We start from the raw sequence: 9,876 nt of genomic DNA, 5'->3' as shown, positions 1-9,876 counted from the left end.
TACGAGTTCTGATATCTGAATATGTCTTTCAGGTGGTTCATCGAATGTAGATGCGACAACCTCTGCTCCGGAACCTACTATTCTTCTCATTTCGGTTACTTCCTCTGGTCTTTCGTCTATGAGAAGAATTATAAGAGTTACCTCCGGATGATTTTTTATAATGGCTTTTGCAAGTCTTTGAATTAGTACGGTTTTTCCGGCTTTTGGTGGAGCAACTATCAAACCTCTTTGTCCTTTACCTATTGGAGAAACAAGACTGACTACTCTCGTAGATAAATCAGATGGGTCATACTCAAGGTTAAATCTTTCTGTTGGATGGTAAGGAATAAGTTTATCAAAAGATGGTAGAAGAAGGAAGAGATGTAGTTATTCTACTTGACTCCATGACAAGACTTGCAAGAGCTTCTAACTCTATAACTCCACCATCTGGAAGAGTTTTATCCGGTGGTATTGAAGCTACAGCATTACAAAGACCCAAAAAATTCTTTGGTGCTGCAAGAAATATAGAAGGTGGTGGAAGTCTTACTATACTTGCAACAGCTCTTGTAGAAACCGGTTCAAGGATGGATGATGTTATATTTGAGGAATTTAAAGGAACGGGTAATATGGAACTTTACCTTGACAGAAGGTTGATGGAAAAAAGAATATTCCCTGCAATCAACATAGCAAAATCCGGAACAAGAAAAGAAGAATTGTTGGTTGAAGATTGGGAATTACAAAGACTATGGATACTCAGAAAGTTCTTATCAACTATGGACGAAGTGGAAGCTATGGAGTTCCTACTTAGTAAGTTAGCTAAATTTAAAACAAATGAAGAATTTTTAAAATCAATGAACGCTTAGTTTTTGGTATAATATTTGTTTCAAAAATTTTGATAGGAGGAATTAAATTGAAACAGGGAATACATCCGGAGTTAAAACTAACTAAGTTTGTTTGTGGTTGTGGAAATGAGTTTGAAATTTACACTGTTAAAGGTGGAGTGGTTCACTTGGAAGTGTGTAACAACTGTCATCCGTTTTACACTGGAAAATTGAGAGTTAAGCCTAAATTTTTAGAAATACAAGGACAGATTGCAGAAAAGTAATAGATGAACAAAAAGATATTAGCCCAGATAGAAAACGTAAGAGAAAAGGTAAAAAAGCTTGAACAGTTATTGGCAGACCCTGAGATTTTGAAAGATGCATCAAAACTCCAAACTATAGGTAAAGAACACAAAGAACTGTCTGAAATTCTGTCTTTATACGACCAGTATGAAAAAGTAAATTTTCAAATAGAAGAGCTAAAACAGCTTATCAACTCTACAACGGAAGATGATTTGAGAGAACTTGCAGAATTAGAACTCCAAGAGTTAAAAAGGCAGTCTGTAGAGTTAGAAAAAAAGATAGAACTTGCATTTTTACCAAAAGACCCTAACGATGAGAAAAACGTAATTTTGGAGATAAGACAAGGTACCGGTGGAGAAGAAGCAGCGTTATTTGCTGCAGAGCTTTTTAGAATGTATCAAAGATACGCAGAAAGACATGGATGGAAAACAGAAATATTAAGTATCCATCCAACAGATAGAGGTGGGATAAAGGAAGTCATAGCTCTTATAAAAGGAAAAGGTGCATACTCAAGGTTAAAGTATGAAAGTGGAGTTCATAGAGTTCAAAGAGTTCCGGAAACGGAGTCTTCAGGAAGGATACATACTTCTACTGCAACTGTAGCAGTTTTACCAGAAGCAGAAGAAGTCGATGTAGAAATAAAACCGGAAGATTTAAAGATAGAAACAATGAGAGCCGGTGGAGCTGGTGGACAGCATGTTAACACTACCGATTCAGCAGTCCGGATAACACATATACCTACTGGAATAGTCGTCCAATGTCAAGACGAAAGGTCTCAACTGCAAAACAAACTAAAAGCGATGCAAATTTTAAGGGCGAGACTTAAAGATTACTACGATAGACTTGAAAAAGAAAAGATTGCAAAAGAAAGAAAAGAACAAGTAGGAACAGGAGAAAGAAGTGAAAAAATAAGAACCTACAACTTTCCTCAAAACAGAGTAACCGACCATAGGGTAAACTATACATCTTACAGATTACAGGACATTTTGGACGGAGATTTAGATGAGATAATCGATGTTTTAATTGCCAAAGAAAATGAAGAAAAACTAGCAAATTTAGAATTGTAGCATAAAATTTAAACCTGTGCGCCCATAGCTCAATTGGATAGAGCATGTGACTACGGATCACAAGGTTGGGGGTTCGAGTCCCTCTGGGCGCGCTAAAATATTGAAGTAGGTTAGCACACAATGAACCTCTTAAGATTATCAGAAGAAGAGATAAAATCAATAAAAAACATCGCTAGAAAAATCTTTGGAGAAGACTGTAAAATCTGGATATTTGGCTCAAGAACAAATCCGGATTTAAAAGGGGGAGATATTGATATATATATAGAAGTAAAAGACTATATTATTTATCAAATTTTAGATAAAAAAATACAATTTTTATTAGAACTCAAAGATTCCATAGGGGAACAAAAAATTGATGTAATAATAAAACCTTTAGGTTTTGATGAGGAATTTGGATTAAATATAAAAAAATCTGGAGTTCTTCTATGAAGGAAATAAAACTCGTAATCCAGGAAATAGATAAACATCAAGAGAGATTGATTCATGCTAAACTGAAAATCATTAAATGGGGAAATATAACAGTTGAGATGTTTCAAGATTTTGATAAAGTTGAAACAATAGATTCTTTTATTTTTAGGTTTTCTAAAATGCAGGATACAATTGGTGAAAAGCTTTTTCCATTAATTTTACAAATTTTAGAAGAAGAAGTTAGAAATAAATCTTTTATAGACATTTTAAATACACTGGAAAGGTTAGAATTTATACCATCTGCCAAGAAATGGAGAGAGCTAAGAGAAATAAGAAATCAAATAACCCATACGTACCCATGGGAACAGGAAATTTTGGTAGAAGAGATAAAAAAAGCTTTGATATCATCTCAGGAAATGATAGAGATTTATAATAATATTAAAATAAAGATTAGCAAATATTTAACGAATTTATAGCAAGAAGTCTGGAATCTTCTACCTGTTTCAATAAACGCACATCACTCTTCAAAGGCTTAAGTTAAGGTGAATGATTATACAACTCGCTATAATTTCGTTGAAGTTCCCCCCAAAGAGGGGAACTATACACTATATACCTTCTGGTCTTTTTACATCGTAAAGGATATCGTCAGTTGGATGTCTATAAAGAGGCATATCAAGGCGTTTTTCATCAAGGTAATGACCTATGAATCCTATGGACCTTCCGAGAACGAAAAAGGCGTTAAATGCACCAGCTTCTATCATTTTGTCTATCTCTTCGTTTGAGTATCCTATGGCTTTAAATAAATCTACAAGAAGAACACCTATCGTTCCATCAACGTTAAGGATAAGGTTTTCCTTTTTAGATGTTGTTACTCTTTCTACTTCTAAAGCATAATCTAAAAGCTCTATTTTAGGGAAGTTTCTTCTTGCGTAGTCTTTAAGTAATTCTACCCTTTTATCCGGATTTTTTGTGGATTTTACTCTATGTCCTATTCCAGGAATAGGAATTTTTTTCAACATTTTTCATATACTCAACAAATTCATGGGGAGACATGTTTTTCTCATAAGCCATTTTAAAGTACTTAGCAGCCCCGTCTATTGCACCACCGAATCTTGGACCTATTGTTAATATTCCCGTAGCAAGAGAAGACATTAAATCTTTTCCGGCTCTTGCTGTTACTTTTGTATTGTGGGCTCCCGCTACTGCAGGTCCATGGTCCGCAACTACTCTTATAACCATGTCTATAAATCCAGATGCCCATGTTGGAAACTTACGTTTAAACCATAACAATCCAATAACATCAGCTATAGTTAAACCTTTTTCTATAACTTCACTGATAGGTACTCCACAGTAAGTAGCTTCTTCACCTCTATCGTCGGATATTGTACATATGAAGTTGGTTGGTTTTCTTACTTTACCTTCTCTTATAGCTTTAGATAAATCTTCAGGAATTGGTGGAACTTCCGGTTCAACGATAGGTTGGATTTTTCCTTCTCCTCTTAACATCTCGTAGATACCTTTTATAACGTGAGGAAGTTCGTTGAAGTTATTTGGAACATGTATTCCGGCTTCTCTCATTGCTTTATTTTTTGCGTCAGCTGTTTCTCTGTCTGCTCCGGCTTTTGCTCCTGCATGTCCAAACTGAACTTCTCCGCCGAAGAATTTAGATATGGTTCCAATACACCATCCGATAACTGGTTTTGTTATAAGTCCATTTTTAACAGCTTCGACAACTTTGTACTCTAACTCTCCTCCTACCTCTCCTAAAAGTATCATAAACTTAACTTGTGGATTTTTTTCAAATCTTAACATATGGTCTAAAAAGTCTGAACCAGGAAATCTATCTCCACCTATTGCTATACCTTCTGCAACCCCATCTGCATTTCTTGCAATTATGTTGGAAAGCTCGTTAAACAGTCCACCAGACCTTGTAACAAGACCCACAGAACCAGGTCTATGTAATTTTGATGCTATTATGTTTTCTATCGTTCCCCCTGTATTTGCAATTCTAAACGCTCCAGGTGCTATACCACCAACAGTTGCTGGACCTATTATCCATTTTCCAAGCTGTTTTGCTTTTATTCTCATATCTCTTGCGTATCTTTCTGGGATACCTTCTGCTGTTATTATGATTGTTCTAATAGTTGGAATTTCAAAAGCTTCTAAAGTAACCGGATAGGCTGTTCTAAACGATGCAAAGTTTAATAGAACATCAGCTTCCGGATGAAATTTTGCTGCCTCCGTTGTTGATTTATAGACGGGAATTATTATCTCTTTTGTACCGTAGAAAAATTTTTCAAACGCTCTTTCTGAGGTAGGAGCTACAATAGCTGCTATACTCGGACTTCTACCTACAACATAATCGTAATCCAACATCCTTTGGATTGCATTTGTGTTTAGGTTCCAAAAAATAGCTTTCGTGTTCTTGTCAAATAGTAAGTAATCTGGTCTACTCATATTAATCCTCCTTAGATTATGCTGCTTTTTCTTCTTCTAACGCTTTTCTGACTATGTCCGTCATGTGAAGCTCCGGACCGTAAACTTCAATCGGTAAACCTAACTCTTCCGCTGCTTGTTTTATTTTCTTTAATCCAACTTCGTAGTTAGGTCCACCTCTTCTTACGTATATTCTCACACCAATTTGTCTCATTTTCTCCGCATACTCTTTGAAAGCATCTATTATTCCGTCAAAAGTTTTTGCAACATCTGTAAAGTTTGCTATTGCTCCACCTATCAAAAGAATTTTAGGTTTCCCAGATGGATGTTTGTTTCTTGTCATAAGGTCTAAAACTGTTTTTACATACTCTCTTGTTTCTGTTCTTGTTGGGTTTCCTGAGTATTCCCCATAGTTTGCAAGCTCGTTTACATACCCCATATCTGCTACCGTGTCTGCATATACAACCGATGCACCACCACCTGCTACCAACGTCCATATTCTTCCTTCCGGATTAAGTATAGTTAACTTTAAGGAAGAACCGGATTTTTCGTCTAACTCTTTTATGTATTTTTCTTCCGGAGTTAAATCTCTACCAAAGCCGGATGGAAACTCTAACTCTCCCCATTTTTTACCTACTACAAAGTAAGCTGTATCATCAACTTTACCTACAAAATCTAAAAGGTAAGCTTTATTTCCAACCAATACCAAAGGATTTATTTCAAAATATACAAAGTGCAAATCTCTAAACATTTTGTAAGCTCTTATAACAAAATCTGCGTATTTTTCTTTATCCTTAATTTCTTTTGGAACATTTTGTTTTATTAACTTTTCAATCTCTTCATCTGTTGCAGTTGGCGGTATTTTCACTTCTACGACCTTATCCCAATTTTCTTCAACATCTATTCCGCCGAAAGCTGACATGTAAACCGTATCGTAATCATCACCCATAGAAAATGCCAAGTAGTACTCTTCTTCAGGCTTATGAGGAACAAAAGGCTCAATTAAAAAGTGAGTTAAATGACCTTTTACACCGTTGATTTCAACTTCTTCTTCCATTTTTTGTTTAATCCATTTAACCGCATCTTCATATGTAACATCACCTGGCTTGTTGATTTTGAATAGGACCAATCCTAGTTTACCTCTTTTTCCAAAAAGCATATCAGGTTTTGCCACTAATGGAGTTGTTTTTAACCAAGGGTGCTCCTGAGGAAGTTTTTCAAAGTCCGTTTCAGGAGTAACTAAAACAGATTTAAAATCGTACTCAAAAGCATCCCCAAAGTAATCTTTCCAATTTTGGGCTATAATTCTCTTCCCATCGTACTCTCTTATCCCTCTTTGAGCCATTTTTCCCTTCCTACATACAAACCTTTTGGTTTGTAGGCCGGAATACTTTTATTCCGCCATTTTTCCGGCAGGCGGTATTAACTAAAGATATTATAACATAAAAAACTATGAATAAAACAGTGTTTGATTTTTAGATTGACTTTTAGAACTTCCTAATGCTATAATTATCTACGAATAAAACATTGTTTTATAATTAAGGAGTTAAAAATGGAAAATGTTTTTTGGTGGAAAGGAAAAGTAGAGATACCAAAAGAAGGTTCTTTTATTACCTTAAATCCGGATAAAACAATCTCGGTTCCAGACAACCCTATAATTCCTTTCATACTTGGTGATGGGATAGGTTTTGAAATAACTCCAGAGATGATAAAAGTGGTAAATGCTGCAGTAGAAAAACAGTATGGAAAAAGTAAAAAAATATACTGGGTAGAGGTACTAGCAGGGGACAAAGCTGAGGAAAACGGATTAAACAGAATGCCACAAGAAACTTTAGATTTACTAAAACAAAGTATAGTTAGTATAAAAGGACCGTTAGGAACACCTGTTGGAAAAGGTGGAAAGTCTTTAAATGCAATTTTAAGACAATCAATGGATTTTTACTCTGCAATCAGACCAGTTTATTACATGGGACAACCTTCTCCTATTCCAAACCCGGAAAGAGTTAACGTTACAGTTTTTAGAGAAAATTCAGATGACGTTTACATGGCTATCGAGTATATGCCAAAAACCCAAGAGGTTCAAAAAGTAAGAGAATTTTTCATAAAAGAGATGGGCGTTTCTGAGTATGCTCTACCAGAAGATGTAGGTATAACAGTTAAACCTATGTCGGAATTCAAAACAAAAAGACATGTTAGAAAAGCCTTTAGATACGCATTAGAAAACGGTAAAAAACATATTGCTATAGCCGGGAAAGGAAACATTATGAAAGCTACAGAAGGAGCCTTTTTAAATTGGGCTTTTGAAGTAGCTCAAGAAGAGGAGTTTAAAGGAAAAATAATAACGGAAGGTGAACCTAAAGAAGGTCAAGCAAGAATATACAAAGTTATAACAGACCAAATGCTTATGCAACTTGTTCTAAAACCTGAATATTACGATGTTATAATAACTCAAAACTTAAACGGAGATTACATCTCAGACTTAGCGTCAGCTTTAGTGGGTGGTCCTGGATTCGTTCCAAGCGGAAACATAGGTGATGGATACGCACTTTTTGAAAGTACTCATGGAACCGCAAACGACATAGCTGGAAAATCCATAGCGAATCCTTTATCCATAATTCTTTCCGGAGCAATGATGCTTGAATATCTAAATTGGAAAGATGCAAGTCAACTAATATACCAAGCGGTTAAAAAAGTGATAAACGAAGGTAAAGGAACACCAGATATAGCAGCTGGATTTAGAAAAATAGGTAAACAAGCAACAGAACTTTCAACTTCACAATTTGGAGACGAGATAGTAAAAGAGATAAAAAATCTTTAATAGAGAGGTGTAAAAATGAAAGTAGTGGTAAAACAAAAAGAAGACTTTCACTTTATAGGAAAAGGAGATGCAGGCATTGAAGTGCCAATAGATGCAGCTGCTTACGTAGGAGGAAAAGGAAGAGGTTTAAGACCGCCAGAGTTGCTCTTTCATTCAATAGCAGGGTGTATGGGAATTCATGTATACGAAGCCTTGGTCAAAGCAGGAAAAAAGGTTGACGATGTCGTAGTTGAAACTGATGCTGAACGAAAAGAAACTTATCCAAAAGTATTTACAAAAATCTATTTAAAGTTCACGATAAAAGGAGATGTTTCTGACCAAGATGTAAAAGATGCAATAGAAACTTCTTTAAACAAAACATGTAGTATAGCTTATATGATAAACCAAGTTGCTCCTATATCGTACGAATACAAAATAGAAAAATAAGGAGTAAGGGTTATGTTTAACAAAATATTAGTAGCAAACAGAGGAGAGATAGCTTGCAGGATAATAAAAGCTGCCCATGAATTGGATATACCAACAGTGGCAATTTATTCTGATGTTGAATCTACAGCAAGACATGTAAAGATGGCTGATGAAGCTTACATGATAGGTGCAAACCCTTTAGATACCTATCTAAACAAACAACTAATAATAGATTTAGCTAAATCTGTAGGAGCCGATGCGATACATCCAGGATATGGTTTCTTGGCAGAGAATGAAGAGTTTGCAAAAATGTGTGAAGACAGCGGTATAACTTTTATAGGACCATCCTCTGAAGTAATTTCATTGATGGGAGATAAAGCAAGGTCAAAAGAAATAATGAAAAAGTTCGGTGTTCCTACAGTTCCTGGAAGTGATGGAATACTAAAATCAGTAGAAGAAGCTGTAGCCATCGCTAAAGAAATAGGATATCCAGTCTTGTTAAAAGCATCTGCAGGTGGTGGTGGTAGAGGTATAAGAATATGTAACAATGAAGAAGAACTAAGAAAGAACTACGAACAAGCTTACAAAGAAGCGGAAAAGGCGTTTGGAAGAGGAGACTTATTACTTGAAAAGTATATACAAAATCCAAAACATATAGAATTTCAAATTTTGGGAGACAAGTATGGAAACGTAATCCATCTTGGAGAGAGAGATTGCTCTATCCAAAGAAGAAACCAGAAGTTAGTTGAGATAGCGCCATCTTTAGTTTTAACGGAAGAAAAAAGAAAGAAGTATGGAGAAATATGTGCTAACGCTGCAAAACAGATAGGGTACTACTCTGCAGGAACTATGGAGTTCGTTTCAGATTTAGAAGGTAACATATACTTTATAGAGATGAACACTAGGATACAGGTAGAACACCCAGTAACTGAAATGATAACTGGCATAGACATAGTAAAAGAACAAATAAAAATAGCAGCCGGAGAGAAACTAAGTATAAAACAAGAAGATGTTAAATTTAATGGTTTTGCAATAGAATGTAGAATTAACGCAGAGGACCCTAAGAAAAACTACGCTCCAAGTATTGGAACAATCAAAAGATACTACACACCTGGTGGATTCGGTGTAAGAATAGAAAGTGCTGCATCTGTAGGTTTTGAAGTTACACCTTACTTTGACTCAATGATAGCAAAATTAATATGTTGGGGTAAAGATTTTGATGAAGCAATAAAAACAACAAAAGCAGCTTTAGATTACTTTGAGATATCCGGTATAAAAACGACAATTCCTCTTTTAAAAGAAATCGTCAAAGACCCTAAATTCAAAGAAGGAATGTTTACAACCAAATACTTACAAGAAAACCCTCAACTGCTAGATTACAAAGAAGAGCTTTCCAAAGAAGATATAGTTTCATTCATTGCTGCATCTATAGCAGCCCATTACGGATTATAGAAATAAAAGGAGGTTTATTATGGATTTTAAACTATTTAGAGATTTGATTAAAGAAAAAAATTTAGAAGTAGCTCCTCCAAAACCAATAAAAATTACTGACCTTACACCAAGAGATGGTCAACAGTGTAAATTGGCTACAAGGGTAAGAACAGATGACCTTTTGCCTTTATGTGAAAAAATGGACAAA

8 protein-coding genes, 1 tRNA gene and 3 pseudogenes are annotated in these 9,876 nt (G+C 35.3%); 9 read left to right on the top strand and 3 right to left on the bottom strand.

The genetic code is table 11. The features are described 5' to 3' along the window. Positions 1-342: pseudogene (locus NE054_RS05625) on the bottom strand (transcription termination factor Rho); the annotation flags it as partial. Between NE054_RS05625 and NE054_RS05620 the strand changes: the two are divergent. The 6 genes and pseudogenes from NE054_RS05620 to NE054_RS05595 form a co-directional block, all read left to right on the top strand. Continuing rightward, positions 336-842 (top strand): annotated as a pseudogene (locus tag NE054_RS05620) (transcription termination factor Rho); the annotation flags it as partial. The pseudogenes NE054_RS05625 and NE054_RS05620 sit on opposite strands and share 7 nt — an antisense overlap. A 47-nt stretch (positions 843-889) precedes the next feature. Further along, entirely contained in the window at positions 890-1,084 is a 195-nt protein-coding gene (rpmE, locus tag NE054_RS05615) for a 50S ribosomal protein L31 (RefSeq protein WP_297889623.1), read from the top strand. A 3-nt stretch (positions 1,085-1,087) separates the two neighbouring features. Continuing rightward, complete coding sequence (prfA, locus tag NE054_RS05610) at positions 1,088-2,170, top strand: peptide chain release factor 1 (RefSeq protein ID WP_297889620.1); 1,083 nt, start codon at positions 1,088-1,090, stop codon at positions 2,168-2,170. Positions 2,171-2,188: 18 nt separating this feature from the next. Further along, positions 2,189-2,262: transfer RNA gene (locus NE054_RS05605), tRNA-Arg, on the top strand. A gap of 28 nt (positions 2,263-2,290) precedes the next feature. Further along, positions 2,291-2,599 carry a nucleotidyltransferase domain-containing protein gene (locus NE054_RS05600; RefSeq protein WP_297889618.1) on the top strand — a complete coding sequence of 103 codons (309 nt, stop codon included), beginning with the start codon at positions 2,291-2,293 and terminating at the stop codon, positions 2,597-2,599. Then, on the top strand, positions 2,596-3,054 hold the full coding sequence (locus NE054_RS05595) for a hypothetical protein (RefSeq protein WP_297889616.1): 459 nt from the start codon (positions 2,596-2,598) through the stop codon (positions 3,052-3,054). The genes NE054_RS05600 and NE054_RS05595 overlap by 4 nt, the downstream gene beginning before the upstream one ends. A gap of 129 nt (positions 3,055-3,183) precedes the next feature. Here NE054_RS05595 and NE054_RS05585 read toward each other — a convergent pair. Next, a pseudogene (locus tag NE054_RS05585) lies at positions 3,184-5,035 on the bottom strand (citrate/2-methylcitrate synthase). Positions 5,036-5,051: 16 nt separating this feature from the next. Continuing rightward, a complete protein-coding gene (locus NE054_RS05580) occupies positions 5,052-6,359 on the bottom strand; it encodes an ATP citrate lyase citrate-binding domain-containing protein (protein ID WP_297889608.1) in 1,308 nt (435 codons plus the stop codon). Positions 6,360-6,566: 207 nt separating this feature from the next. Between NE054_RS05580 and NE054_RS05575 the strand changes: the two genes are divergently transcribed. Genes NE054_RS05575 through accC form a run of 3 tightly spaced genes read left to right on the top strand, consistent with a single transcriptional unit; the run spans position 6,567 to position 9,689 of the window. Beyond that, positions 6,567-7,832 carry an NADP-dependent isocitrate dehydrogenase gene (locus NE054_RS05575; RefSeq protein WP_297889605.1) on the top strand — a complete coding sequence of 422 codons (1,266 nt, stop codon included), beginning with the start codon at positions 6,567-6,569 and terminating at the stop codon, positions 7,830-7,832. Between the two features lie 15 nt (positions 7,833-7,847). Next, entirely contained in the window at positions 7,848-8,258 is a 411-nt protein-coding gene (locus NE054_RS05570) for an OsmC family protein (RefSeq protein WP_297889602.1), read from the top strand. A 12-nt stretch (positions 8,259-8,270) separates the two neighbouring features. Next, positions 8,271-9,689 carry an acetyl-CoA carboxylase biotin carboxylase subunit gene (gene accC / locus NE054_RS05565; RefSeq protein WP_297889599.1) on the top strand — a complete coding sequence of 473 codons (1,419 nt, stop codon included), beginning with the start codon at positions 8,271-8,273 and terminating at the stop codon, positions 9,687-9,689. The last annotated feature ends 187 nt before the right edge of the window (positions 9,690-9,876 follow it).

This window comes from Sulfurihydrogenibium sp. (assembly GCF_027448985.1).
In the GTDB taxonomy this organism is placed as follows: Bacteria; Aquificota; Aquificia; order Aquificales; family Hydrogenothermaceae; genus Sulfurihydrogenibium.
This window is presented reverse-complemented; position numbering and strand designations above follow the sequence as displayed.